Here is a 24,888-nt window from a genome sequence, read left to right as displayed (position 1 = left end):
TAACGAGGAAGGGGAACGATGCGTCACCTCAAACGCGGACGTAAATTCAGCCGGACGTCGGCCCATCGCACGGCGATGTGGCGCAACATGACGACCAGTCTGATTCTTCACGAGCGGATCAAGACGACGGACGAAAAAGCGAAAGAACTGCGTCGCTATGTCGAGCGGATGATTACCCTCGGCAAACGCGCCCGGGCCTTCGGCCTGGCCGGCGACCCGCACGCCGCGGTGAGGCAGTTGCATCTGCGCCGCCAGGCGTTGTCGTTCATTCGCGAAAGCGCGGCCGTCAAGAAGTTGTTCGAGGAACTGGCCGAACGCTTTGCCGAACGGCCCGGCGGTTACACCCGTATCATCAAGGTGGGTTATCGGCGGGGCGACGGCGCCGCGGTGAGCCTCATCGAATTGCTGGGTGCCGCCGAGGAAGGCGAAGCCGAAAAGAAGGGCGCGGCCAAAAAGAAGGCCAAACCCAAGGCCAAGCCCGCCGCGCGCCGCGGCAAGGCCAAGGCCGAAAAAGCCCCGGCCGAGGAAGCGGTAGCCGCGGAAACCGCCGAACCGGCGGCCGTGGAAGCTTCCGCGCCGGAAGAAGCGCCGGCCGAGAAGGAAGAAAAAACCGAATAGCGATTGTTGCGTGGGTTCGTGATAGAATAGCGGGGCAGGGATCTTTCAATCTCTGCCCTGTTTTTATTGGCGAAAGGCACGATCATGAACGAGCAACGAAATAAATCGGCTGGCGCGACGACGCCCTGGTACGCGGATTTTCGGCTCTACTTGCTGGTCTTCGCGGTGTTGGCGCTGTTCATGCTCAAGGCCGTGTTCGGCGGCGGCTACGGTTGCGGTAAAAGCGTCACCGGTAAAAATTCGGTGGCTCCCGATTTTCAGGTCACCGGCCTGGACGGCGCCAAGCTCTCGCTGGCCGATCTCAAGGGCAAGGTCGTTTTCCTGAACTTCTGGGCGACTTGGTGCAAACCGTGCGTCCAGGAATTGCCTAGCATCCAGGACCTGGCCAAGAAATTCGACGGCAATCCCGATTTTCGCGTCGTGGCCGTGTCGTGCGACGAGTCGGAAACCAAGGAAGTAAAGAAATTCGTCGAAGACTTCAATAAATCGCGCGCGGTCGAACCGCTCACTTTTTCGATCTTCCACGATCCGTCCCAAAAAACGGCGCTGGCTTACCAGATCACCGGATTTCCGACCACTTACCTGATCGACCGGCGGGGGATCATCCGGCAGGGTTTCATCGGCCCGCGCAACTGGGACGACAAACACTTCTATTCCATGGTCAACGAGTTGCTGGCCGAAAAACCGGCCGACTAGTCCGCCAACCCGATTTCCGCCACCTGAACGCCGAACCGCCGGGGATGCGGCAAGTCGTCGCCGTCGGCCGGGCTTGCCCCTTCCACCGTCAGCACAACGATCGCCGCTTCGCCGGTGATGTTTTTCGCGACCGGATAGGTCAGTCGATGCCAGCGCCCGTCGCCGGGCACCGGCTGGGCGCCCAGCGCGTCGCCGTCGAGCACGACCGCAAGCCGCCGCGGGGACAAACCGGCCGGCGTCAGCGCGTCCACGAACAGGCGGCCGGCCGCGGGGGCGAGCAGCAAATCCGCCCGCTCGCGGATCCAGCGGGCCGGTCGCCCGGCCGATGTTTCCAGATCCAACCAGCCTTGGCAAAGCTGCCCGCTCGACGAAGCCACGTTCGCGATCGAACGAAGCGTTGACGGTTCGACGGTCGCGCGCGCGCCGTAAACCAGCAGACCGAGGCGCCGCGGGCCGGCGATTCCCAGGTCGAGCGGATTCCAGGTGTCCGTCAATTCCCACTCGATGCGGACCAGGTCCGAGTCCGGTGGTCCAAGCGGCAGGCGCAACGGCCGGCCCCAGAAATCGTGGCGGTCGAACGGGAAGGTGCGATCGCCGACTTTGATCGCGCCGGTGAAATGCGGTGCCTGCGGGTGGGTAATGGCGTCGATTTCCAGGATGACGCCGTTTCCGGGCCGCAGAAAAAACGCGCCGCGGCCGCGCGACCAGCGGAACGATCGCCCGGCGGCGTCCGCTTCGGCCGGATGCCAACCCCAACCCAAAAGGCCGCTTTCGCGCGGGTCCATGGTCAGCGAGGGACCGCATTCCTTGAGCGGCAACGGTTCGCGCCAGCCGAAATAGCGGCAACGCCGGCACGGTAGTGGCGGGTCGCCGGCGGCCATGGCGAGGCGGAAACGCCGGTAGGCGTCGCCGCGCCAGATCGTGGCGAAGTCGGTGTCGCGCCAGTCGGCGAAGTCCAAATCCTCCCACACCATGGCGCACGCGGCGGCGCGGCCGTTGGCCTTGAGAAACGTATGGCGCCAGGGAAAAGCGCAATCCTTGATCAGGCCCGGCCGATAACCGTCGCCGCCTTGGCGCGGCGGATTGCGCAAGTCGAGCTCGATCCGCTGCGTCGCCGCGGTTTGGCGGGCTTCCTCCAGCCGGGCGATGACCAGGTCGTCGGTGAGCGACAAGCCGGCGCCGGCGCAATGCGGGCCCGTGAAAACGTGTTGGACGATGACCCGCTCGGCGCCAAGATCCGCAGCCAGGCGGATGAAGCGCGGCAATTCGTCGAGGTTGTCGCGCAGCGCCGCGAAACTCAACCAGAAACGCGGGTTGGCCGGCGTGCGGCGCTTTGCCAGGTAATCCAGGTTGGCGAGCAGGACGGCGAAATTGCCGCCGCGGCGGATCCGTTCGTAGGTAGGCGCGGTGGCCGCGTCCACGCTGACGCACAGAACGTCGAGCAGGTGTTCGGCCGTCAAGGCGTCGACGATCTCCCTCGTCAGACGGCTACCGTTGGTGGTCGCGTGTACGGCCAGCTTGCGCGCTCGCAACCAGCGCAGGCAAGCGAGCAGGCGCGGGTGGCACAGCATTTCGCCGAAACCGGTCAGTTCGACGCCGGAGGCCGCGGCCAGCGGCTGTCGCAGACGTTCCAGGTCGGCCGGTTCGATGGTCTCGCGTCCGGTGCCGTGCCGGTTTTCGTGCGGCAACGGGCACATGACGCAGCGCAGATCGCAGGCCGCCGTCAACTCGAGCTGCACCGTATCGGGAAACGGCAGATCGGACGCGCCGTGGTGCTCCAGCCAGAGCGGGTGCCGCTCCAGAAAATCCGTCGTCATCGCCGCCACCGCCGGCGCCGGAGCGACGCGCCGCGAAACAGCACGCCCAGGCGCCGCCGATCGCGCTCGCCGGGCTGCCACGTTTTTTCGCAGACGACTTGAACGGCATGCCAGAGGACCGGCGCGGCGAGGGGGACGCGCAGTTCGTGCGGGCCGGGCTTTTCCGGCAGCGTGAAACGACCGCACGATTCCCCGTTGTCGAAAACCGTCAGGGCGCTTCCGGCGGTCGCGGCCACGGTCTGGACGCCGAGGCGCAACTCGTTGCCGGCGCGCGGCAGAACGAAGGAGAACCGCCCGCCGGTCCAACGCGCGCCCGCGCCCAGCGCCGTTTCCGGCGGAAAGAAACCGCGCGCGAGTTGGTCGTCGGTTGTCGATATCCTCGATCGGCAAAGGTCCGGGTCGCCGGTCAGAGCGGCGCTATAGTACAGCAGGCCGAGCGGCCGGCGCGAGCCGCCGACGCCCAACTGGTCCGGCGTGTAGACCGCCGCCGGCTCGATGCCAATCGTCAGGATCTCTTCGGAAAACGGCGGCAACGCGAAGCGCGTCGGCAGATCGATCAGTTCGCGCGGCGTAAAGAGATCGATCGCGACCCCGTTGACGCGCAAGACAAAGGGCAGATCCGGCGCCTGGGGATGGGCGGCGAGACGCAGTTCCAGAAAAGGACGGTTGGTGTTGCGCAGGAAAAACGAACAGGCGCCGCTCGACCAGCGAAAGGCGCCGCCGGTTTCGTCGGTCTCCGGCTCGTAGAATCCCGTGCCGAGTTGGCTCGGCGTCGGATCGCCGAATTCGAGGTGTTCGGAAATTTCGAAGTCATACCGGGGCACGCGCCACGGTTTGGTCGGGCAGGGCCGGCATTCCGCGGGCGTCGCCGTGCCGCCCAGCCGCCCGCGCAATTCGCGGTAGCGGGGTCCGCGCCAGATTTCCTCGATGGTCGATTCCCGCAAGTTGCCCATGATCAGCTTTTCCCAAACCGTCGCGCAGGCTTGAACGGTCAGGTCGGATTTCACGAAAACCCGCTCCCACGGGTAACCGCACTGTTTGACGAGCGGGCGACGGGCGGCGGGCGGCGCGGTGATCTGCACTTTTTCAGCGGCGCCGGCCAGCGGTCGCGCGGCCTGGCTTTGATACCAGAATTCGAGCCGGACTTCGTTGGCGCGCGCCACGGCGGCGGCGGTGGCGAAGACCGGCTGTTCCTCGTCGGCGCCGGCGGTGCTCTGCCCGGTCATCGATTCGTTTTCGTACAAGCCTTGCACGATCACCTTCTCGGCGCCGACCCGTTTGGCCAGCCCGATCACCAGGGGCAGCTCGTTCAGATTTTCACGCGTGGAAATGAAGCTGAGGTGCAGGCGCGGCTTGTCCCGGCCCAGCCAGCGCTTGATCTTATCGAGTAGAAGCAGGTTGCCTAAAACCTTTTCCATATCGCCGCCCACCCGCAACCGGGCGTAGGTCTCGGGATAACCGGCATCCAGCGAAACGCAAATCAAATCGAGCAGCTCTTCGCCGACCAGCGCTTCCAGGATCTCCGCGGTCCACAAGGTCCCGTTGCTGGTGGCGTTGATCGTCAGCCGGTGGCTTTTCAATTGCCGGAGGATGTCCAGCAAACGCGGGTGACAGAAGATTTCGCCGAAGCCGGTCAACTCCGCCTCGTAGGCGTTTTCGAGCAGCGTTTTCAGATGCGTCCGCAGATCGTCCGGTTCGATGCGGCGGGCTTCGGCGCGCCGTTCGCGCGGTTCGCTTTGCAACGGGCAAAAGCGGCAGCGCAGATTGCAGTCGGCGGTGAGTTCCAGTTGCACGACGCGCGGCAAGGGCGGATCGGCTTCGCGTTGCCGCCGGCAAAGGGGGCTGTCTTCGAAAAAGTCGCTCATTTCTCCGGGCCCATCGTCGAAAGAAATTGCCGGAACCAGTGAACGCCTTCGCGCGCGATTCGCCGCCAGGAAACGCCGGTGTGCTGGCGGTAACTGTAAACGTAAAAAACGACGAATAAATAGTGAAACAGCCGGTTGGCGGGCAGCCGCGTGAGGGGCAGGACGATTTTTTCCAGCCACGGCCAGCGCGCCAGGGGATAGAAAAATTTGTGCAGATTGAAAATGCGGCGGCCATCCGGATTGCGCAGCGCATTGTCGGCGAAGGTGTTGAAGCCGACCATTGCGTCGTCGACGCGATCGAGCCGTCCGTCGGCGATCGCCCGTTCGGTGACCGGCAGCCCGGCGTACGGTTGAAAAACGCTGCACCAGGCATCGCGGACGCGAATCCGCTGATTGAGCCGCACGGTTTCCAGCGCGTTCTCCCAGGTTTCGCCGGGCAGCGCGAGGATGTTGGAGGTGAAGAAGTGCAGGTTGTAGCGCCGCAACAGCTCGGCGGTTTCGATGATTTGCCGGTTGGACACGCGCTTGTCCAGCAGGTCGTTACGGCGGTTTTCGTCGCCGGTTTCCACGCCGAACAGCACCGTCCGGCAACCCGTTTCCGCCAGTCGGCGGATCACCGCCTCGCTTTCGCCGGCTCGCAGATAAACCAGGTACGGCAGACGGATTTCGCGTGCATAGCGGTCGAGAATGGCGAACAGCCGCTCTTTGTCGAGGGTGAAAATGTCGTCCTCGAACCGCACCAGCTTCATCGGCCAATGGGCCTTGACCTCATGCAGTTCCATCAGCACCCGGTTGACCCCGTAATGCCGGACGTAACGCGCCTTGTTGGGATAGAGGTTCGCGAACGCCGCGTTGAAACAGAACGAGCAATGAAACGGGCACCCGCGGCCGGTGAAAAAATATTTGACCGGGTTGTCGCGCAGAAAAGAATAGCGGTAATAGCCCTCGCGCCAGGGCAGCGGCAGTTCGTCCAATTCTTCCAGCAGCGGCCGGACCGGATTGGCCACCAGAGCGCCGTCGCGTCCAAAAGCCAGGTTCGGCAGGTCGTCCGCCGCGGCGCCGCGTTCCAGCCGCGCGGCCAGTTCGACGATCGTCGCCTCGCCTTCGCCGCGGCACAGGTAATCGATTTCGGGTCGCCGCGCCAATTCGGGATGCAGGCTCGGATGCGGGCCGCCCGCGAGCGTCACGATCGAAGGATCGGCTCGTTTGACTGCCGCCGCCGCCGTCAGGGCGTATTGCTGCTCGCAGTGGGTGAAGGAAAATCCGACGACCCGCGGGCGCACTTCCGCGACGGCGCGCCGCACCCCGTCCGGAGTCGGTTCGATGCGCACGAAAACCTGATGGCCGGCGGCGCGCAGCGCGGCGCCCAGGTGCATGACGCCGAAATATTCCCGCCAGATGTTTTGTAAAAACAGGATCTTCATTTCGTTCTCGAATTGTTCATCATAGCGCAAAGTCCGGCGGGGCCAAAGGAAAGAAACGACCAATGAACAACGGCTCCTCCAATGAGCTCGAGGCTCAGTTATCGATCGAATGGCGGTGCAGGATTTCGGAGATGGCCGGCGATTGGAAAGCCGTGACGGCGTCGGCCTCGCTCTCGTAATGACAGAACACACAGTCCAGATGGCTGAGGTGGAGGATGTGCCGCATGATGGAATTCAGGCCGACCAATTTGATATCGCCGCAGGGGTACTTGAGCGATTCTTTCAAGGCGGAGGTGAGCACCCGCAGCAGGTTGGAATCGAACGAATTGAGCTGCGAAAAGTTGAACACCAGCCGCCCTTCGGCGATCTTGATCAGAGCCAATATTTCCTTCTCGAAACATTCGGGTTGGTGGGTGAAGAGATCTCTTTCGATCATCCGAATGATCAGTATGTTGTCTGGGTTTTCCTGGGTTGTGTACTTCATGGCGACCTCCTAGTGCATACGCCAAAATAATTAGCAAGTGGCATGCCAATTCGTAAGTAATTGATAATAATGAACTATTTTATTTTGCGGGGGTTTCGCACGCGCGGCCGGCGGGCGCTGGTGCGACAAAAGGCGCGCCTTTGTCGCAAATCCGCGCATTTATTATTGCAGGCACGCACTCGACTTTGCTTTATCCCTTCCCGGGTGCTGCCGACTTTAATCATATGAGACGGAGAGCGCTCGACGGATCTTGTGCATTCGATTCGCCGAGACGGAAGGTAGTGGTTGATGGCGATGAAAAACGACATTCTGGTCGTTGACGACGATTCCCAGATCCGGTCCGCATTGCTGCGGCTGTTTCGAAAAAGCGGCCATGAGATCGTCGCGGCCGAAAGCGGCGAGGCCGCGGTCAAGCTGCTGGAAAAACAGCCGTTCGATCTGCTGATTTCCGATTTGCGGATGCCCGGCATGGACGGCATCGCCCTGTTGCGCAAAGCCAAGCAATGGGATCCGGAAATCGACGTCATTATCCTGACCGGTTCCAATTCGGTGGCGGACGCGGTTCGCGCCATCAAATACGGGGCCTACGATTACCTCGAAAAACCCGTGCAGGGCGAGCGATTGCTGGCGATCGTCACCCATATTTTCGAGCGGCGGCAGTTGAAGCAGCAGGCGCGTGTCCTCGAGGCCTGGGAGAAGCAGAATTACCTTTACCACGGCATGGTCGGCAAAAGCCGGCCGATGCAGTTGGTCTTTCAAGCCGTCCAGCGCATGGCGCGTTACGACAGCCCGGTGCTCGTCGTCGGCGAAACCGGAACGGGCAAGGACCTGGTCGCCAAGGCGATCCACCAAATCAGTCCGCGGGCGGCGGGACCGTTCGTGGCCGTAAACGGTGCCGGACTGATCGACAGCCTGTTCGAGAGTCAGTTGTTCGGCCATCGCAAGGGTTCGTTCACCGGCGCGCTCAAGGATCAAATCGGTTTGATGGAAGCGGCGAACGGCGGCTCGTTGTTCATCGACGAGGTCGGCGATTTGTCGCTGGCGAGCCAGGCCAAACTGTTGCGCGCCCTGGAGACCGGCGAGATTTTGCCGGTAGGCGATACCCGCTCGCGCCAGGTCGACATCCGCCTGATCGCGGCCACCAATCGCAACCTGGCGCGGGACATGAAAGACGGCCGCTTTCGCGAGGATCTGTATTACCGCCTGCGCGGTTTTTTCATCCCGCTGCCGCCCCTGCGCGAACGCGAGGAGGATATCGCGCTGTTGGCCAAGTACTTCTTCCGGCAGACGGTTCGGGAAAACGGCCTGTCGGTGGAGGGCTTCGAGCCGCGCATCTACGAGGTTTTCGAGGCGTATTCCTGGCCGGGGAACGTGCGCGAGTTGAAGCAAGCCGTCACGGCCGCGGCGATCATGGCGTCGGACAAGCTGATCGTTATCGGCGATCTGACGCCGGAACTTCAAACCTTTGCCGGCTCCCTTCAGGAACCGCGTGTGCCGAGCGCGCCCGCGCCGATCACCGACCGGACGCAACCGGTCGTCCCGGTGGCGCCGGACCCGCGGCCGACGCTGTCCGCCGGCGACCTGTCGATCGCGCACTTCAACAAGGAACACGTCAAGCAGGTGCTGCAACTGGCGAAGGGCCGCAAAGGCAAGGCGGCGGTCCTGCTCGGCGTTTCCCGTCACACGCTCTACCGGATGTTGAAAAAATACGATTTGTAACCGTCGGCGATCGTCGCCCGAAGGCAAAATATCCGGCCGTCCATACCCTTGACAAGCGAAAGCCGGTCAATACAATCTTCGTTCTCTTGGTAGAGTAGCCCAGCTGGTTAGAGCGAGCGGCTCATAACCGCTAGGTCGAGGGTTCGAATCCCTCCTCTACCACCAAATTTCCGGCCGGTGTCATACCGGCCTTTTTTTTCGCCCGCGTCTGCCGTAAGTATCCATTACACACCTTTGCCGGAGCGGCGATGACCGAACCATCATTCGCGGGGCTGGCCTTGCCGAGGTTGCAAGAGCTGTTGGCGCGGATCGAGCGGACGCGCCTGGGCGTTCTCGGCGATTTCTGCCTGGACGTGTATTGGTTTCTCGATCCGAGCGCGGCGGAGCTTTCCCTGGAAACGGGTCTGCCCACGCAACCCGTGGCCGAACAGCGCTGCGAATTGGGCGGCGCAGGCAACGTGGTCAACAACTTGCGGGCCATCGGCTGCCGGCGCATCGAAGCCTTCGGCGTCGGCGGCGCGGACCCGTGGGGCCGCGAATTGCGCCGGCTGCTCGCCGAAGCCGGCACCGTCACGGACGGTTTGCTCGAGGAAGCGCGGCAGTGGGCCACACCGGCCTACATCAAGCCGCACCGCAACGACGAGGAAACCAACCGCCTGGATTTCGGCAACTTCAACCGGCTGCCGGACGAGACCGCCGCCCGGCTGATCGCGGCGCTCGCCGCCCGCCTGGACGAACTCGATCTGGTGGTGGTCAACGAGCAGGTCGCGCAGGGGATCCATACCGAACGCCTGCGGCGCGAACTCGCCGCGTTGATGCGGGCGCGGCCCGACAAACGGTTCATCGTCGACAGCCGGCATCACAGCGAGGCCTACCCGGACGCGTGGCTGAAGATCAACGATCGCGAGGCGGCGCACTTGATCGGCGCGGCGTATCCGGAGGGAGCGCGGATTCGGCTCGAGGACACGAAACGCGCGGCGGGCGAGTTGTTCGCGCGGCATCGCCGGCCGGTGTTCGTCACGCGCGGGCCGCGCGGCCTGGTGGTCGGCGACGAAACCGGGCTCGGCGAAATTCCCGGCATTCAGATTTTCGGGAAGGTGGACCCGGTCGGCGCTGGCGATTCGCTGCTGGCCGGCGTGGCCGCCGCGACGGCGGCTGGCGCGACGGTGCTCGAGGCGGCGACCTTCGGCAACCTCGTGGCGTCGGTCACCGTGCAGAAGTGGCGGCAGACCGGCACGGCGACGCCGGCGGAAATTCTGGCGGCCGGCGCCGATCCCGACTACGTTTATCGGCCCGAACTGGCGGAGGACATCCGGCGGGTTCGCTATCTGCCGGGGACGGAATTCGAGGTGGTCGGCGACCGCCGGCCCCCGGCGCGTGTCACGCATGTGATCTTCGACCACGACGGCACGATCTCGACCTTGCGCGAAGGTTGGGAACGGATCATGGAGCCGATGATGATCCGGGCGATTCTCGGCCCGCGTTACGAATCGGCCGACGATTCGCTCTATCATCGGGTCGTCGACCGCGTCCGCGATTTCATCGACAAATCGACCGGCATCCAGACGCTGGCCCAGATGCAGGGCCTGGCGCGCATGGTGCGCGAATTCGGCTGCGTGCCGGAAGCCGACGTGCTCGACGAACACGGCTACAAGAAAATCTACAACGACGCGCTGCTGGCGGTGGTGCGGCGGCGCATCGCCAAGTTCGACGCGGCGGAGCTTTCGCTGGCCGACTACACGGTGAAAAACGCCGTCCGCCTGCTGGAGGCCTTGCGCCGCGCCGGCGTCCGGCTCTACCTGGCCAGCGGTACGGACGAACAGGACGTCGTCGCGGAGGCCGAAGCGTTGGGTTACGCCGGCTTGTTCGCGGGCGCGATCTACGGCGCGGTCGGCGACGTGCGTCACGAGGCCAAGCGGTTGGTCATCGAACGGATCCTCGGCGAAATCGGCGATCCGGCGGGGCTGGTGGCGATCGGCGACGGGCCGGTGGAAATCCGTGAAACCCACAAGCGCGGGGGTTACGCGATCGGCGTCGCCACCGACGAACTGCGGCGCTTCGGCCTGAACGAGGCGAAACGAGCCCGCCTGGTGCGGGCCGGGGCCGACCTGATCATTCCCGATTATTCGCAACTGCCCGCGCTGCTCCGATTTCTCAACGTGGCGGAGTAAGGAGAAAGAACGTGCCGTACCCGCAATTCGATCGCTCGCTGGTGAAAATGAAACCGCTCGCCGAGCGGCGCAACAAGGTACTCATCCCCCGCGACGCCGTCACGCTCGATCGGCCGCCCGAGCTGTCGCCTGTCGCGCGTGAATTGGTCGGCGAGTCGGTAACGCGCATTCGCCGGGCCCTGGCGAACGGCCGGCCGGTGATGCTGTCGTTCGGCGCGCATACGATTAAAAACGGCCTGGCGCCGGTGCTCAACGAATTGCTGGAGCGGCGCTGGGTCACGCACCTGGCCACGAACGGGGCCGGCGTCATTCACGATTGGGAAATCGCTTTCCAGGGCGCGACCAGCGAGGACGTGCGCGGCGGCGTGTCGCGCGGCGAATTCGGCAACTGGCGCGAAACGGGTCTGTATCTGAACCTGGCGCTGGCGGTCGGCGCTTACGAGGGCATGGGCTACGGCGAATCGGTCGGCGCGCTGATCCACCACGAAGGCCTGTCGGTTCCGGCCGCCGAACAGTTGGCAACGGAAGCGCGGGCCCGGCTGCTGGACGATCCGGAGCGGGCGGCGGCGGCGCTGGATTTGCTGCAAATCGTGCGCCGGCTCGATCTCGCGCCGGGCCGCTGGGAGATTCCGCATCCCTTCCGTTCCTGGAGCGTGCAGGCCAAGGCCTTCGCGGCGGGGATTCCGTTCACCGGCCATCCGATGATCGGTCACGACATTATCTACAACCATCCGGCGAATCTGGGCGCCGCGATCGGCCGGACGGCGCAGCGCGATTTCTTGACCTTCGCCGCGGCGGTCGGCCGGATCGACGGCGGCGTCTACCTGTCGATCGGCAGCGCGGTAATGAGCCCGATGATTTTCGAAAAGTCGATGTCGATGGCCTACAACTTGGCCCGGCAGACCAGCGCGCCGTTCGGCGATCACTTCATCGCGGTGGTCGATCTGGCGCCTTCGCGCTGGGATTGGTCGCAAGGCGAACCGCCGGAAAACAATCCGGACTATTACCTGCGATACAACAAGAGTTTTTCGCGCCTGGGCGGGGAAATGCGCTATGCCCAGGCCGACAACCGCGATTTTCTGCTGGCGCTGATGCAAGGGTTGAACGCCGCCGGCGAGTAGCGGCCCGCGTTTTTTCATCCGGCGGGAAATCCCGCTTGGCGCGAAGCCGACTTCATCCTATACAATAGCCCGCATGGAAACGCACCGTTTCGCCGTGACCGCCGCGCTGGCCGGCCGGCGCCTGGACAACGCCCTGGCGCTGCTGTTGCCCGAGCTGTCGCGCAGCCGCGCGGCGCAGTTGATCAAGGATGGGTGCGTGACCGTCGACGGCCACGCCGCCAAACCCGCCGCCGCGCTACGCGAGGGGCAATGGATCGAGGCGGCGATCGCGCCGCGACCGACCATGGATCTGGTGCCGCAGGAACTGGCCCTCGATATCGTTTACGAGGACGAACATCTGCTGGTGGTGAACAAGGCGGCCGGCATGGTAGTGCATCCGGCGGCGGGAAATCCGGACGGCACCCTGGTGAACGCCTTGCTGTTTCACGTTCCCGAACTGGCCGATCAAAAGGTGGACGACCGGCCGGGCATCGTGCACCGGCTCGACAAAGGCACCAGCGGTCTGCTGGTGATCGGCAAAACCGGCCCCGCCACGCATTCACTGCAACGGCAGTTCGCCGGCCGCACGGTTACGAAAAAATACCTGGCGGTCGTCATCGGCGAACCTAAAACGAAAGAAGGGCGGATCGATCTGGCGATCGGCCGTCACGTCACCGAACGAAAAAAGATCAGCAGCCGCACGGCGAAGGCGCGTCCGGCGACGACCCTGTACCGGGTCGAGGCGAGCCGGGGCGGCGTCAGTCTGCTCACCTGCACCCTGTTGACTGGGCGCACGCACCAAATCCGCGTGCATTGTTCCGAAAGCGGCTGGCCGCTGGCCGGCGACGAAACCTACGGTGGTGGGCGCGTCGTCAAACACATCGCCGACGAGGATTTGCGGGCGGCGTGCCGGGCTCTGCAACGACCGGCGCTGCACGCGCGCCACCTGGAATTCGACCATCCGGCGACCGGAGCGCGGCTGGCGTTCACCGCGCCGGTCCCCATGGATTTGCAGCCGTTGTTGAATCTGATGGGATATCCACATGACTGAATTGTTGTCATGGAAAAGCGCCTTGCTGGAAGCCGCCGGCTTGACCGGCGTGTTTTACGGCCGCGTGGGCGGCGCCAGCTCGGGTGAATTGTCGTCGCTGAATCTGGGCGCTCAGGTGGGCGACTCCCCAGCGGCCCTGGCCGAAAACGAGCGGCGCGTGCTGGCCGATCTGCGGGCAGTCGGCCTGTATCTGCCGCAGCAGATTCACGGCGACCAAGTGTGTCGCGTGCGTCATCCGGTGGCGGGCGTGGTGCGCGGCGAGCCAGGCGACGCGGTGATTACCGACGAGGTCGGCCTGGCGATCGGCGTTTTGACCGCCGATTGCGTGCCGATTCTTTTCGGTTCGCGGGACGGTGGCGCGATCGGGGTCATTCATGCCGGTTGGCGCGGGTTGCGGGCCGGGTTGATCGGCCGGGCGATCGAACGGTTTACCGGCGCTTTCCGTTACCAACCGCGGGACATCGTGGCGGCGATCGGCCCGGCGATCGGTCCGCGAGCCTATGAAGTGGATCGCGCGCTGGCCGCCGAATTTCTCCGCGAACGACCCGAATTGGGCGGGGTGATCTGGCCGGACAGGCGCCGAAAACCGCATCTCGATTTGCGCCTGATGGCGCTAAACGATCTGCTTGGCGCGGGCTTGGAGTCCGAGGCGGTGGAGATAGTCGGTCCAACTACCGAAGATGAAAGGTTTTTTTCGCACCGGCGGTCGGGCGGACGCGCCGGACGGCAACTTTCCGCCGTGCTTCGCAACTCTTGACGGCACTACGAAAAAGTGCTTGACAAAATCCGCGAGCGATTACAATAATTCGCCATACAAGCCTGAAGTGTGCTTTTCCGATTAAGCTTGAACCCCTGATTGATTGATAAGCGAAACAGAAAAAACGGTTGATTCGCTCCTAGGCATCAGCTTCAAGCAAAGGCTTCAATAATTTGGTCTTGAATACCCAGGCCAATTACCATTGATCGCGGCGATGCCGGTGAAAGCTTTCGCCGAGTATTCGCAGGTAACAGCAAACGGAGTGACCAATGGCTGACGATCTGTTCGAAGATGGTCCGGATCTCGAGGAAAACCTGAAAGAGAAGATTGAGCCGCCGGCCGACGAAGCCGGTCCCAGCGAAAAAGAGGAAAAGGGCAAGGGTGAATCCTCGAGCAAGAAAGAGGAAATCAACCTCAAGACGCTCAAAAAGAAGAAGATCAACGAGCTGCTGAAACTCGCCCGGGAGCTGAACGTCGAGGGCGCCACGGGCATGCGCAAGCAAGACCTGATTTTCGCCTTGCTGCAAGCGCATACCGAGCGCAACGGCCTGATCTACGGCGAAGGCGTGCTCGAGATCCTACCGGACGGCTTCGGCTTCCTGCGCGCGCCCGACTACAACTATCTGCCCGGCCCCGACGATATTTACGTCAGCCCCAGCCAGATCCGGCGCTTCAACCTGCGCACCGGCGACACCATTGCCGGACAGATCCGGCCGCCGAAAGAGGGCGAACGCTATTTCGCGCTGCTCAAAGTCGAGGCGATGAACCACGAAGACCCCGACCAGGCGCGCAACAAAATCCTCTTCGACAACCTGACGCCCCTGTATCCGATGGAGCAGGTCCACCTCGAAACCGAGGCCGACAACTACTCCATGCGGATCATGGACCTCTTGTGCCCCATCGGCAAAGGCCAGCGCGGTTTGATCGTGTCGCCGCCCAAAGCCGGCAAAACGATGTTGCTGCAGGCGATCGCCAATTCGTTGGCGCGCAACCACAAGGAAGTCATTCTGATCGTGCTGCTCATCGACGAGCGCCCGGAAGAAGTGACCGACATGATGCGCAGCGTCCGCGGCGAAGTGATCTCCTCCACCTTCGACGAACCGGCGACCCGCCACGTGCAGGTGGCCGAAATGGTGCTGGAAAAGGCCAAGCGGCTGGTCGAGCACAAGCGCGATGTCGTCATTCTGCTCGATTCGATCACCCGCCTGGCGCGCGCCTACAACACCGTGGTGCCGCATTCCGGCAAGATCCTCTCCGGCGGCGTGGACGCTAACGCCCTGCACAAACCCAAGCGGTTCTTCGGCGCGGCGCGCAACATCGAGGAAGGCGGCAGCCTGACGGTCATCGCGACGGCCCTGGTCGATACCGGCAGCCGGATGGACGAAGTGATTTACGAGGAATTCAAGGGCACCGGAAACATGGAAATCCACCTGGATCGCAAGTTGGCCGACCGCCGCATTTTCCCGGCGATCGACATCAACCGCAGCGGCACCCGCAAGGAAGAGCTGCTGCTCGCGCAATCCACCTTGCAGCGGGTGTGGGTGCTCCGGCGCGTGTTGAGCCCGCTCAACACGATCGACAGCATGGAATTCCTGCTCGACAAGATGCAGGGCACCAAGTCGAACGCCGACTTCATGGAGCTGATGAATCAATAGCCCGGTGTAAGTCCTCCCGGCAAAAAGGATTTTCCCGCCCCGGCCCACGCCGGGGCTTTTTCAACGGGGTTGCAAAACCCGGACAAAACATGATATAGGGCTGCTTCGTTCGTGCGCCGTACAACGCCGGCGCCGGCTGGAAGGAGAGAGATCATGAAAGAGGGTATTCATCCGAAATACACGGAAACCAAGGTGAAGTGCGCCTGCGGCAACGAATTCATCACCAATTCGACCCGCGGCCCCGAGCTGAACATCGACATCTGCAACATGTGCCATCCGTTTTTCACCGGCAAGCAGAAGCTGATCGATACCGCCGGCCGCGTCGAACGGTTCAAGCAGAAGTACAAGGACTCGTACAAGTCCCAAAATCAATAGCGTCGCGACTTCATCGATCCGCGTGCCGGTTTGTGCGGCACGCGGGTTTTGTTTAATCAGCGTAGGGAGCGGCCGACATGGGAGCCAAGCAACCGGAGCCGATGCGCGCGGGCGGACAAGCGCTGTTGGAAGGCATCATGATGCGTTCGCCCAACAGCATGGCGGTGGTCTGCCGCCGCGAGGACGGCCGGATCGTTCTCAAGGAAGACCGCTGGATCAGCCTGTGGGACCGCTGGAAGTTTCTGCGCAAGCCGTTTCTGCGCGGCGCGATCGTGATGATCGAATCGATGTGGAACGGCATCGGCGCGCTGAGTTTCTCCGCGAAAATCTACGCCGAGGGCGAAGAGCTCAAGGAGCAGCAAAAGAAAACCGCGGCCGCCGGCGCGGCGGAGCCGCCCGCCGAGAAAGCCGCGCCGGAACCCGAAAAACCGCTCAGCAATCTGTCGATCGCCCTGACCGTGACGTTTTCGCTGGCCATGGCCATGGCGATGTTCGTCGTGCTGCCGCATTTGGCGACGGTTTACCTGGGCGTCCTGCTGGGCCGGGAACTGACCGTCGATATGGTCTCGTTCCACCTCGTGGACGGCGTAATCAAAATGGCGGTCTTTCTGCTCTACATCTGGGGCATCAGCTTTCTCAAGGACATCCGCCGCACGTTCATGTACCACGGCGCCGAACACATGGCGATCGCGACCTTCGACCAGGGCCAGGAATTGACGCTGGCGAACGTGCGGCCGCAATCGACGCTGCATCCGCGCTGCGGCACCAGCTTCCTGATCGTCGTGCTCTTGTCGAGCATTCTGCTGTTTTCGCTGCTCTTCCCGTTCATGCCGAAATTGGCGGAGTTGCCCAAGATCGTTCGCCATTTGGTGTACATCGCCATCAAGCTGCCGCTCCTCTTGCCGATCTCCGGCGTTTCCTACGAGTTGATCCGGCTGGCGGCCAAGTACCCGCGCAATCCGCTGCTCCACGCCGCCGTCTGGCCCGGACTGATGACGCAGAAAATCACCACCCGCCGGCCGACCGACGACATGCTGGAAATTTCGATTCTCAGCCTGAAAAAATGCCTCTGGCGCGAAAAGCAACTGCAGGACGGCGCGCCGGTGGGCGAGAGCAGCGAAATCGTTTTTGACGATTTTTCCGCGGCGGTCGCCGATCTCGGAACGCCCGAATTGTTTTTCCGCGGCGGTTCGTGCGAAATCCAATAGCCGGCCGGCCGGCCGGCCGGAATGAGGGACGAACCCGATGTTCACTAAATTGAACGAGGTTGAGGAACGCTACGAGGAACTCAACCGGCTGGTCGCCGACCCGGAAGTCTACGGCAATCAAGCCAAGTACGCGCAGCTCAACAAAGAACGGGTCGAACTCGAAAAAATCGTCACGGTTTACCGCCTCTATAAAAAAACCACCGCGAATCTCGCGGGCGCGCGCGAAATCCTCGAACAGGAAACGGACGAGGAGTTGCGCGAAATGGCAAAATCAGAGTTGGAACCGCTCGAACAGGAAGTCGAGAAACTCACCGCCGACCTGAAAATTCTCCTGCTGCCCAAAGACCCGTACGACGAAAAGAACATCCTGCTGGAAATCCGCGCCGGCACGGGCGGCGAGGAAGCGGCGCTCTTTGCCGGGGAACTCTTCCGCCTCTACAGCCGTTACGCGGAAGAGCAGGGCTGGAAAATCGAAGAGCTGTCGTCGCACGCCACCGGCCTGGGTGGCATCAAGGAAATCATCTGCCAGGTCAGCGGCGAAAAAGTGTACAGCCGCCTGAAGTTCGAATCGGGCGTACACCGCGTGCAGCGCGTGCCGGAAACCGAGGCGCAGGGGCGCATTCACACCAGCGCGGTCACGGTGGCGGTTTTGCCGGAGCCGGACGAGGTGGAAGTCTCCGTGCCGGAAAAGGATTTGCGCATCGACGTCATGCGGGCCGGGGGGCCGGGCGGACAGAGCGTCAACACCACCGACAGCGCGGTGCGCGTGACGCACCTGCCGACCGGGCTGGTCGTCATCTGCCAGGACGAAAAATCGCAGCATAAAAACAAGGCGAAGGCCCTGATGATTCTGAAGGCGCGCCTGCTCGATAAAATGCGCGCCGAACAGGACGCGAAAATGTCCGCCGAGCGCCGCTCGCAGGTCGGTAGCGGCGATCGCTCCGAGCGCATCCGCACGTACAATTTTCCGCAGAACCGCCTGACCGATCACCGCATCAACCTGACCCTCTACAATCTCGATCGCATCATGGAAGGCAGTCTGAATCCCGTGATCGATCCGTTGATCGCCCACTTCCAAGCCGAAGCGCTCAAAGGCGCCGCAAAAGCTTGACAGCGACCGCACTAAAAAAGGTATAGTGACCTTCAACCCCGAGGTATGGGGATAGAAGGAGATTCGTCGTGAAAAAAGAAACCAACGAAAAACTGTATCGCATTCGTCACAGCCTCTCCCACGTGCTGGCCACCGCGGTGAAGGAACTCTATCCGCAGGCCCGACTCGGCATCGGCCCGCCGGTCGATACCGGTTTTTATTACGATTTCGTCTTTCCCGAGCCGATCACCGCGGAGGAACTGCCGAAGATCGAAAAGAAGATGAAGCACCTGGTGAAGCAGAACATCGCCTTCCAACGCTTTGAGCTGCCCGGCGAGGAAGCCCTGCAAAAACTGGAGAGCGGCAACGAACCGTACAAGGTGGAAATGTGCCGCGAGTACATCGCCGCGGGCGAAGCCATCAGCTTCTACCAGTCGGGCGCGTTCACCGATATGTGCGAGGGCCCGCACGTCGAAAACACGAACCAGATCGATCCGCAGTCCTTCGAACTCGATACGATCGCCGGCGCTTATTGGCGGGGCGACGAAAACAACATCATGATGACCCGCATCTACGGGTTGGCCTTTGAAACCCGCGAGGAACTGGAACTGTTCAAGAAGCGGCGGGCGCTCGCCCAGGAACGGGATCACCGCAAACTGGGCAAGGAACTGCAGATCTACACCATCGCCGAGGAAGTGGGCAAAGGCTTGCCGCTCTGGCTGCCGAACGGCGGCATCCTGCGGCGCGAACTGGAGAAATTGGCGTACGAGGCGGAATTCAAGCAGGGCTACAGCTTCGTCAACACCCCGCACCTGGCCAACGCCGCGTTGTACCGGACGTCGGGGCACCTGGCGCACTACAAAGACTCGATGTACCCGCCGATGATCCTCGACGACGAAGAATACTACATGAAGCCGATGAACTGTCCGCACCATCACATGATCTATCGGCAGGTGGCTCGCTCGTATCGCGACCTGCCGCTGCGGTTGACGGAATACGGCAGTGTTTACCGGTTTGAAAAATCCGGCGAGCTGGCGGGACTGCTGCGGGTGCGCGGCATGACGATGAACGACGCGCACCTGTACGTCGACGAGGAAAGACTGCTCGAGGAACTGATCAAGGTCATGGAGCTGCACAAGTACTATTACAACTTGTTCGGCATGGACAACTATTGGGTGCGGCTGTCGATCCACGACATCAACAAGGACAAGTTCGTCGACAACATCGAATTGTGGGAACGGACCATCGCCATCATGCGGGAAATGCTCAAGCAGATCGGTCTGCCCTACGAGGAAGTGGCCGGCGAAGCGGCTTTCTACGGTCCGAAGGTCGATTTCCAGGTCAGCAACGTGATCGGCCGCGAGGAAACGGCTTCGACCAACCAACTCGATTTCACCAGCGCCTTCCGATTCGATCTGAAGTACGTCGACCGCGACGGCCAGGAAAAACGCCCCTATATCATCCACCGCGCGCCGTTGGGCACGCACGAGCGGTTCATCAGCTTTTTGATCGAGCATTACGGCGGCGCCTTCCCCACCTGGCTGGCGCCGGTGCAGGTGCGGCTGGTGCCCGTGGCGCCGGATTTGTACGAGTACGCCCATCGGCTGGAAGCCGAACTGCACGAACGCCTGGTGCGCGTGCAGGTCGACGATTCGAGCGACTCGTTCAATAAAAAAATCCGCAACGCCGCCACCGAAAAAGTGCCGAACGTGCTGGTGCTCGGGGCGCGTGAAAAAGAGGCGGAAGCGGTCACCCATCGCCGGTACGGCATCAAGGAACAGCAGACCCTGCCGTTCCGCGAGTTCGCCGCCTGGCTGGACGACGAAATCCGCTTGCGCCGCAATTCGCGGCCGCTCAATCCGCTGGATAAATTGTAAGGCAGGCGAAAGCGGGAGGCGCGACGGCGATGGACCTGTTGACCTATGCCCATCAAGGCGCGGATTTGCGAATCCGCTTCTTTGCCGCGAACGAAGCCCGGATTTTGCAGGCGGCGGCCTGGCTGGAAACCGCGCTCACCGGCGGAGGCAAGGTGCTGGCTTTCGGCAACGGCGGCAGCGCCGCGGATGCCCAGCACCTGGCCGGCGAATTGGTCGGTCGGTTTCGGGACAATCGGGCGCCCTTGGCCGCCGTCGCGCTTTCGACCGATCCTTCGGTCGTCACCTGCATCGCCAACGACTACGGCTACGAGGAAATCTTCGCCCGGCAGATCGAGGCGCTGGCCAAGCCGGGCGATATCGCCTGGGCGATCTCGACCAGCGGCAATTCACCGAACGTGCTGGCCGGGGCGCGCGTCGCCAAAGCCAAGGGCCTGAAAGTCATCGGCCTGTTGGGCCGCGACGGCGGCCGCCTCGCGGAACTTTGCGACCTGCCGCTCGTGGTCGGCGTCAAGGAAACCTACCTGGTGCAGGAAGTGCATACGGCGATCATGCACGCCGTCTGCGCGCTATTGGAAGAAAACTTCGCGCGGCGCGGCTGATTCTACTTTTCGATGATCGGGTAAATGTTCAGCAGCCACTGATCGAGATTGTTGTGCCCCGGTTGCGGCGCGAACGGCCCACCGGTGTATTTGTCGTCGTGCATCATGATGAGTTGGTAGGTGTCGTAGGTTTTGACGTAACTTACGGTTACGCCGAGGCCATAGCCGGAATAGACGAATTCCAACCCCGCTTCCGGGCGCGCAAAGGCCGTCCAACCGTCGCCATAACCCAGAAAGCCGGGGCCGTTGACCTGATCGTACCATTGGCCGGCGCCGGCGGTGAAACGCGCCACCGGCCGGACGATCCCGCCGAGAATCCCGTTGTAGCGATAAGCCAGAGTCGAACTGAATTGCCCGGTGCTCAGATCGCCGCCGAAGTTGAGCCGATCCTGCCAACTGGTCAGACCGCCGGTCAGCAGCAGGTCGTGTTCGCCGGTCAGGAAGGTGCCTTGGAAAGCCGACCACTGCACGTTGCCGCCGTGTTGGGCGAACGAATCGACCGCCCACGGGGAATTGACCAGTACCGGATTGCTCAGGGTGAATTGCGCGTCCTGCTCGGTCGCCAGCGGCTCGGGGGAATCGTCGTCCTGCGCAAACGCGAAAAACGGCTGTCCAAGGAAGAAACAGCAGACAATCACTATCCAACCGGCAATCGATCGCTTGGCCATCGGCATACCCTTCCGCGTTCAACATACTCCATTCGCGGCCGGATCGGAAGCGGTCGGCTCAAGCCAGAATGTACCGGGCCACCGTATTGGCGAATTCCAGGGCGTCGATGGGTTTGGTGATGTACCCGTTGCACCCGGCGGCCAGGGCCTTCTCCTTATCGCCGAGCATGGCATGCGCGGTCATGGCCACGATCGGGATGTGGTTGGTCTCGGGCTCTGCCTTCAAAACGCGCGTCGCGGAAAGACCGTCCATTCCCGGCAGGGCGATGTCCATCAGAATCAAATCCGGCCGGTTTTGCTTCGCCAGCCGAATCCCTTCCTCGGCCGTTCCGGCTTGGAGCACGGCAAATCCGGCAAACTGCAATAATTCGGTTGCCAGCAGCATGTTGAGTTCGTTGTCTTCGATGAGTAAAACTTGTTTGCCCGGCATGGCGGCTTCCCCCCCGGCGGTATCACACTCTCGCTTTTTTTATCTCGCTGATTTTATCCAATTCATCCAACAAACGGTCCCGCCCGGCCTTGGTGCTGATGTTCTGAACGTGGCGGCTGATCCGGCGCTTGTCCGCGACGGTCAATTCCTCCATCGTGTAAATCATGACCGGTATCTCTTTGGTGTTCTCATCATCTCTTAATTGTCCGGCGATTTCCAATCCTTTCATCATGGGTGGCGCCAATTCCATGATGATGAAATCGGGATGCCTTTCCCTAGCCAGCCGGATGCCGGTGCCGCCGTCCGCGGCATGGATGATCTGCATCCGATACGGTTGCAACAGACTGACGATGTGATTCACGATTTGCGGGTTGTGATCGATGATCAACAGGGATTGATTCTTGCGATGGCGTCCTTCGCGAAAACTGTTGATGATCCGGACGAACTGTTCGCGATCGACCGGTTTGACCAGCCAATCGATGGCGCCCAGGGTATAAGCGCGCTGCTGCCGCTCGGAAATCGAAACGATGACCACCGGAATGTCCTTGACCTCGGGCAACGATTTGAGCTTGGCCAGCACCTGCAGGCCGTCCTTGTTGGGCAGAAAAATATCCAGCGTGATCGCCATCGGCCGTAGCCGGCGGGCCAGTTCGAGCGCCTGGTTGCCGTCGAAGGCACGGGCCACGGCGTAGCCGGCATCCTCGAGATATTCGGCCAGCAGATCGCTCGCCGGACGGTTGTCCTCGACGACGAGAATCAGGGGGCGCGAACCGTCGGCCGCCTCGGGCGACAGTTCGTAGGTCGCCGGCTCCAGAACGACCTCCTCGATCTCGTCCAGCTTGACGACCGGCGGCGGCAGCAAAGGTATCGAGAACGTGAAAATGCTTCCCTTGCCTTCGCCGTCGCTGCTGACTTGAATCTGGCCGCCGTGCAGTTCGACCAGCTTTTTGGTCACCGCCAGGCCCAATCCCGTGCCGCGTTGATCGCGAACCGTGGCGTTTTTGACCTGTTCGAATTCCTCGAAAATCCGCGCCTGATCCTCGCGCCGGATGCCGATGCCGGTATCGATCACGCTGACGATCAGGTCCGTGCCCCGCTGTGCGGCGCGCAAGGTGATTTCGCCGCCGTCCGGGGTGAATTTCACCGCGTTGGAGAGCAGGTTGTACAGAATTTGTTTGATCTTTCTTTCGTCGGCGAAAATCCGCAGGGCGACGATCTCCGGCTGGAAATCCAGATTGAGGGTAATGTGATGTTTCAGCACACGTTCGCGGAACATGACCATGGCGCTTTCCATCAGCTCGGCAAGGCTGACGACGCCGCGTTGTAGTTCCATTTTGCCGGCCTCGACCTTCGAGAGGTCGAGAATATCGTCGATCAACCGCAGCAAATGTTGCCCGGCTTTTTTGATGTTGTGGGAATACCAGCGTTGTTTTTCCGACAATTTCCCGCCCATTTCGGCTTCCATGATTTCCGAAAAACCGATGATCGAGTTGAGCGGCGTGCGCAATTCGTGGCTCATGTTGGCTAAAAATTCGCTCTTGGCGCGGCTGGCCGATTCCGCCGTTTCCTTGGCGTGCAACACCTCGGTTTCCTGCTCTTTTCGCGCGGAAATGTCGCGGGCGATCGCCTGGAATCCGGTTCGCCGCCCTTCGTTGAGCAGCAATTGGACGTTTTGGGCGATCCAGATTCGCCGGCCGTTTTTCGTCAGGCAAGAAAATTCAAAATAGGTGTTGGTGATTTTTTCGCGGCCCTGGCGCAGGTAAAAATCCCGGACTTTTTCTTTCTCGTCCGGATGGACCAAAGTCAGATAGCCGCGGCCGAGTATCTCGGATTTGTCGAAACCGAACAGCCGCTCGGTCATCGGATTGACGTAGGTAAACCGGCCGTCGGCGTCGGTGCGGTAGATCACGTCGGTGCTGTACTCGACGAGCTGGCGGTAGCGCTCCTCGCTTTCCCGGAACGCCTGTTCGTTTTTCTTGCGGTCGGTGATGTCGCGGGCGATGCTGAGGACGGCGGGCTGCCCGTGATAGTCGAATAGTTGGGCATTGACTTCGACGGCGATCGCCCGCCCGTCGCGGCACCGATGTTCGGTGACGAAAACGGCCGTGCCGGTCTGGCGGACCAGTTCCAGGCGCTCCGGTATTTCCGTGGCGAAAGCGGACGCGTTGAGGTCGGCGATGTTCAGGCGCAGCAATTCCTCCCGCGGGTAACCCAAACGCTCGCAGGCGACGCGGTTGACTTCCAGGATTTGTCCCGCCAGGTCGTAAAAGAAAATGGCGTCGCCGGCGTTGTCGAAAAGGGCACGATAGAGATGTTCCGATTCGCGGAGCGCGTTTTCCGTTTCCTGCAATTGGGTGATGTCGAACAAAATGGCGATACAATTGGCCTGATCGCCATGCAGGTCCTTGGAGCGCGTCAGGATCACCGAAAAGTAATGTTGTTGCCGGCCGAGGAGAACCGAAACGGTCGACATGCCGGTGTCGCGCTCGCTTTGCCGGAATTCATCCACCAGCGGGCGCAGCCACGGCCAGAGCTCGCCGACTCCCCGGCCGATCGTAGATCTTTCAACCGGCTCCGGCGATTCATTTTTCGGGCCGGCCGCCCGGGTGCGCTCGCGTCGTTTTTTTTCTTTGACCGGCAAGGCGGCGTATTTGATCAACTCGGTCGCGGCTTGATTCAGGCTTTCGATCCGATTTCCGGCGTCGATCAGCAGAATCGGGTGGGGCAGGCTTTCGAATAAGGCCGAGTACTTGCTTTTTTCGCCGGCCAGTTGCCGGTTGACGGTTTGCAGCTCGCGCAGTTTTTCTTCCTCCGAATGCTGTACCCATTCGGAAACGAATCCCAATTCGATGTGATCGAAGCAACGCTTCACGAAATAGCGATACCGCTCTTCCGTTTCCCGGGGAAAATCGGCCTGGCGCATCAGATCCAGGTAGCTTTGCCGGACGTACATGAACATCCCGAGAAACATACGCAATTCCACGCCCCGTTCGCGATGCTTTCGCGCTTCGCGAATGCCGATCGCGGCGATTCCCTGGTTGTTCGATTGGTCGGGGCCGAATTCGGGCGCTTCTTCCGAAAGCGCGACTGCCTCCAGAATGGCGCCGGTGATGCTTTGCACCAATTGCCGCCAGGCCATAGGAAGGCTGGGCATAGAGGAAAAATAATGTTGCTGCTTGGCGTATTGAATGATGTGCTCGATCAGCCAATTTTCATGGCTGATCAACAACTCGGACATCGCTTTCATGGCCGCCCCCCGCTCCCAAACGGTCCGGCTGATCGCG

The 24,888-nt window shown here is 61.9% G+C and carries 20 protein-coding genes and 1 tRNA gene; 14 read left to right on the top strand and 7 right to left on the bottom strand.

Translation table 11 applies throughout. The features are described 5' to 3' along the window. Positions 1 to 18 precede the first annotated feature (18 nt). Together rplQ and GX444_08425 are read left to right on the top strand one after the other, a co-directional pair. Entirely contained in the window at positions 19 to 618 is a 600-nt protein-coding gene (rplQ, locus tag GX444_08430) for a 50S ribosomal protein L17 (protein ID NLH48616.1), read from the top strand. A gap of 84 nt (positions 619 to 702) precedes the next feature. After that, on the top strand, positions 703 to 1,314 hold the full coding sequence (locus GX444_08425; GenBank protein ID NLH48615.1) for a TlpA family protein disulfide reductase: 612 nt from the start codon (positions 703 to 705) through the stop codon (positions 1,312 to 1,314). Here GX444_08425 and GX444_08420 read toward each other — a convergent pair. The 4 genes from GX444_08420 to GX444_08405 all read right to left on the bottom strand — a co-directional run bounded on the left by GX444_08420 (position 1,311) and on the right by GX444_08405 (position 6,904). After that, a complete protein-coding gene (locus GX444_08420) occupies positions 1,311 to 3,131 on the bottom strand; it encodes a radical SAM protein (GenBank protein ID NLH48614.1) in 1,821 nt (606 codons plus the stop codon). The genes GX444_08425 and GX444_08420 overlap by 4 nt on opposite strands. Further along, on the bottom strand, positions 3,128 to 4,996 hold the full coding sequence (locus tag GX444_08415; GenBank protein NLH48613.1) for a radical SAM protein: 1,869 nt from the start codon (positions 4,994 to 4,996) through the stop codon (positions 3,128 to 3,130). Before GX444_08415 ends, GX444_08420 begins: the two co-directional genes overlap by 4 nt. After that, positions 4,993 to 6,420 (bottom strand): B12-binding domain-containing radical SAM protein, encoded by a 1,428-nt coding sequence (locus GX444_08410; protein NLH48612.1) that lies wholly within the window; start codon positions 6,418 to 6,420, stop codon positions 4,993 to 4,995. The genes GX444_08415 and GX444_08410 overlap by 4 nt, the downstream gene beginning before the upstream one ends. Before the next feature lie 94 nt (positions 6,421 to 6,514). Continuing rightward, positions 6,515 to 6,904, bottom strand: a complete 390-nt coding sequence (locus GX444_08405; GenBank protein ID NLH48611.1) for an STAS domain-containing protein — start codon at positions 6,902 to 6,904, stop codon at positions 6,515 to 6,517. A 288-nt stretch (positions 6,905 to 7,192) separates the two neighbouring features. On the opposite strand from GX444_08405, the gene GX444_08400 reads away from it, so the two are divergent. The 12 genes from GX444_08400 (at position 7,193) to GX444_08345 (ending at position 20,506) form a co-directional block, all read left to right on the top strand. Continuing rightward, positions 7,193 to 8,623, top strand: coding sequence for a sigma-54-dependent Fis family transcriptional regulator (locus GX444_08400; protein ID NLH48610.1), 1,431 nt, complete (start codon positions 7,193 to 7,195; stop codon positions 8,621 to 8,623). Between the two features lie 88 nt (positions 8,624 to 8,711). Next, a tRNA-Met gene (locus GX444_08395) sits at positions 8,712 to 8,788 on the top strand. 83 nt (positions 8,789 to 8,871) lie between these two features. Continuing rightward, positions 8,872 to 10,794: an HAD family hydrolase gene (locus GX444_08390; protein ID NLH48609.1), complete on the top strand. Its 1,923-nt coding sequence runs from the start codon at positions 8,872 to 8,874 to the stop codon at positions 10,792 to 10,794. Between the two features lie 11 nt (positions 10,795 to 10,805). Continuing rightward, the gene (locus tag GX444_08385; protein ID NLH48608.1) at positions 10,806 to 11,915 is read left to right on the top strand and encodes a hypothetical protein; all 1,110 of its coding nucleotides are present in this window, start codon (positions 10,806 to 10,808) and stop codon (positions 11,913 to 11,915) included. Positions 11,916 to 11,988: 73 nt separating this feature from the next. Continuing rightward, entirely contained in the window at positions 11,989 to 12,945 is a 957-nt protein-coding gene (locus GX444_08380; GenBank protein ID NLH48607.1) for an RluA family pseudouridine synthase, read from the top strand. Next, on the top strand, positions 12,938 to 13,702 hold the full coding sequence (gene pgeF / locus GX444_08375; protein NLH48606.1) for a peptidoglycan editing factor PgeF: 765 nt from the start codon (positions 12,938 to 12,940) through the stop codon (positions 13,700 to 13,702). The genes GX444_08380 and pgeF overlap by 8 nt, the downstream gene beginning before the upstream one ends. Before the next feature lie 269 nt (positions 13,703 to 13,971). Beyond that, complete coding sequence (gene rho / locus GX444_08370; GenBank protein ID NLH48605.1) at positions 13,972 to 15,357, top strand: transcription termination factor Rho; 1,386 nt, start codon at positions 13,972 to 13,974, stop codon at positions 15,355 to 15,357. A 153-nt stretch (positions 15,358 to 15,510) separates the two neighbouring features. Continuing rightward, entirely contained in the window at positions 15,511 to 15,732 is a 222-nt protein-coding gene (gene rpmE / locus GX444_08365) for a 50S ribosomal protein L31 (protein NLH48604.1), read from the top strand. A gap of 77 nt (positions 15,733 to 15,809) precedes the next feature. Continuing rightward, entirely contained in the window at positions 15,810 to 16,940 is a 1,131-nt protein-coding gene (locus GX444_08360; GenBank protein ID NLH48603.1) for a DUF1385 domain-containing protein, read from the top strand. 37 nt (positions 16,941 to 16,977) lie between these two features. Continuing rightward, on the top strand, positions 16,978 to 18,051 hold the full coding sequence (gene prfA / locus GX444_08355) for a peptide chain release factor 1 (GenBank protein NLH48602.1): 1,074 nt from the start codon (positions 16,978 to 16,980) through the stop codon (positions 18,049 to 18,051). A 68-nt stretch (positions 18,052 to 18,119) separates the two neighbouring features. Beyond that, a complete protein-coding gene (locus tag GX444_08350; GenBank protein ID NLH48601.1) occupies positions 18,120 to 19,907 on the top strand; it encodes a threonine--tRNA ligase in 1,788 nt (595 codons plus the stop codon). Positions 19,908 to 19,936: 29 nt separating this feature from the next. Beyond that, the gene (locus GX444_08345; GenBank protein NLH48600.1) at positions 19,937 to 20,506 is read left to right on the top strand and encodes an SIS domain-containing protein; all 570 of its coding nucleotides are present in this window, start codon (positions 19,937 to 19,939) and stop codon (positions 20,504 to 20,506) included. Positions 20,507 to 20,508: 2 nt separating this feature from the next. On the opposite strand, the gene GX444_08340 is transcribed toward GX444_08345, so the two are convergent. The 3 genes from GX444_08340 to GX444_08330 are packed head-to-tail and all read right to left on the bottom strand — an operon-like array spanning position 20,509 to position 24,851. Then, positions 20,509 to 21,174, bottom strand: coding sequence for a hypothetical protein (locus GX444_08340; protein ID NLH48599.1), 666 nt, complete (start codon positions 21,172 to 21,174; stop codon positions 20,509 to 20,511). A 58-nt stretch (positions 21,175 to 21,232) separates the two neighbouring features. Further along, positions 21,233 to 21,604, bottom strand: a complete 372-nt coding sequence (locus GX444_08335) for a response regulator (protein NLH48598.1) — start codon at positions 21,602 to 21,604, stop codon at positions 21,233 to 21,235. A gap of 22 nt (positions 21,605 to 21,626) precedes the next feature. Continuing rightward, a complete protein-coding gene (locus GX444_08330) occupies positions 21,627 to 24,851 on the bottom strand; it encodes a PAS domain S-box protein (protein ID NLH48597.1) in 3,225 nt (1,074 codons plus the stop codon). Positions 24,852 to 24,888 lie beyond the last annotated feature (37 nt).

The sequence above is a fragment of the Myxococcales bacterium genome, assembly GCA_012517325.1.
GTDB lineage: Bacteria > Lernaellota > Lernaellaia > Lernaellales > Lernaellaceae > JAAYVF01.
Note: the sequence above shows the minus strand (reverse complement) of the source record. Positions and strands in the feature narration are given on the sequence as shown.

Bases quoted from the DNA above. Each gene is read 5' to 3' on its own strand.
- rplQ (NLH48616.1), top strand. From the start codon at position 19: ATGCGTCACCTCAAACGCGGACGTAAATTCAGCCGGACGTCGGCCCAT.
- GX444_08425 (NLH48615.1), top strand. From the start codon at position 703: ATGAACGAGCAACGAAATAAATCGGCTGGCGCGACGACGCCCTGGTAC.
- GX444_08420 (NLH48614.1), bottom strand. From the start codon at position 3,131: ATGACGACGGATTTTCTGGAGCGGCACCCGCTCTGGCTGGAGCACCAC.
- GX444_08415 (NLH48613.1), bottom strand. From the start codon at position 4,996: ATGAGCGACTTTTTCGAAGACAGCCCCCTTTGCCGGCGGCAACGCGAA.
- GX444_08410 (NLH48612.1), bottom strand. From the start codon at position 6,420: ATGAAGATCCTGTTTTTACAAAACATCTGGCGGGAATATTTCGGCGTC.
- GX444_08405 (NLH48611.1), bottom strand. From the start codon at position 6,904: ATGAAGTACACAACCCAGGAAAACCCAGACAACATACTGATCATTCGG.
- GX444_08400 (NLH48610.1), top strand. From the start codon at position 7,193: ATGGCGATGAAAAACGACATTCTGGTCGTTGACGACGATTCCCAGATC.
- GX444_08390 (NLH48609.1), top strand. From the start codon at position 8,872: ATGACCGAACCATCATTCGCGGGGCTGGCCTTGCCGAGGTTGCAAGAG.
- GX444_08380 (NLH48607.1), top strand. From the start codon at position 11,989: ATGGAAACGCACCGTTTCGCCGTGACCGCCGCGCTGGCCGGCCGGCGC.
- pgeF (NLH48606.1), top strand. From the start codon at position 12,938: ATGACTGAATTGTTGTCATGGAAAAGCGCCTTGCTGGAAGCCGCCGGC.
- rho (NLH48605.1), top strand. From the start codon at position 13,972: ATGGCTGACGATCTGTTCGAAGATGGTCCGGATCTCGAGGAAAACCTG.
- rpmE (NLH48604.1), top strand. From the start codon at position 15,511: ATGAAAGAGGGTATTCATCCGAAATACACGGAAACCAAGGTGAAGTGC.
- GX444_08360 (NLH48603.1), top strand. From the start codon at position 15,810: ATGGGAGCCAAGCAACCGGAGCCGATGCGCGCGGGCGGACAAGCGCTG.
- prfA (NLH48602.1), top strand. From the start codon at position 16,978: ATGTTCACTAAATTGAACGAGGTTGAGGAACGCTACGAGGAACTCAAC.
- GX444_08345 (NLH48600.1), top strand. From the start codon at position 19,937: ATGGACCTGTTGACCTATGCCCATCAAGGCGCGGATTTGCGAATCCGC.
- GX444_08340 (NLH48599.1), bottom strand. From the start codon at position 21,174: ATGGCCAAGCGATCGATTGCCGGTTGGATAGTGATTGTCTGCTGTTTC.
- GX444_08335 (NLH48598.1), bottom strand. From the start codon at position 21,604: ATGCCGGGCAAACAAGTTTTACTCATCGAAGACAACGAACTCAACATG.
- GX444_08330 (NLH48597.1), bottom strand. From the start codon at position 24,851: ATGAAAGCGATGTCCGAGTTGTTGATCAGCCATGAAAATTGGCTGATC.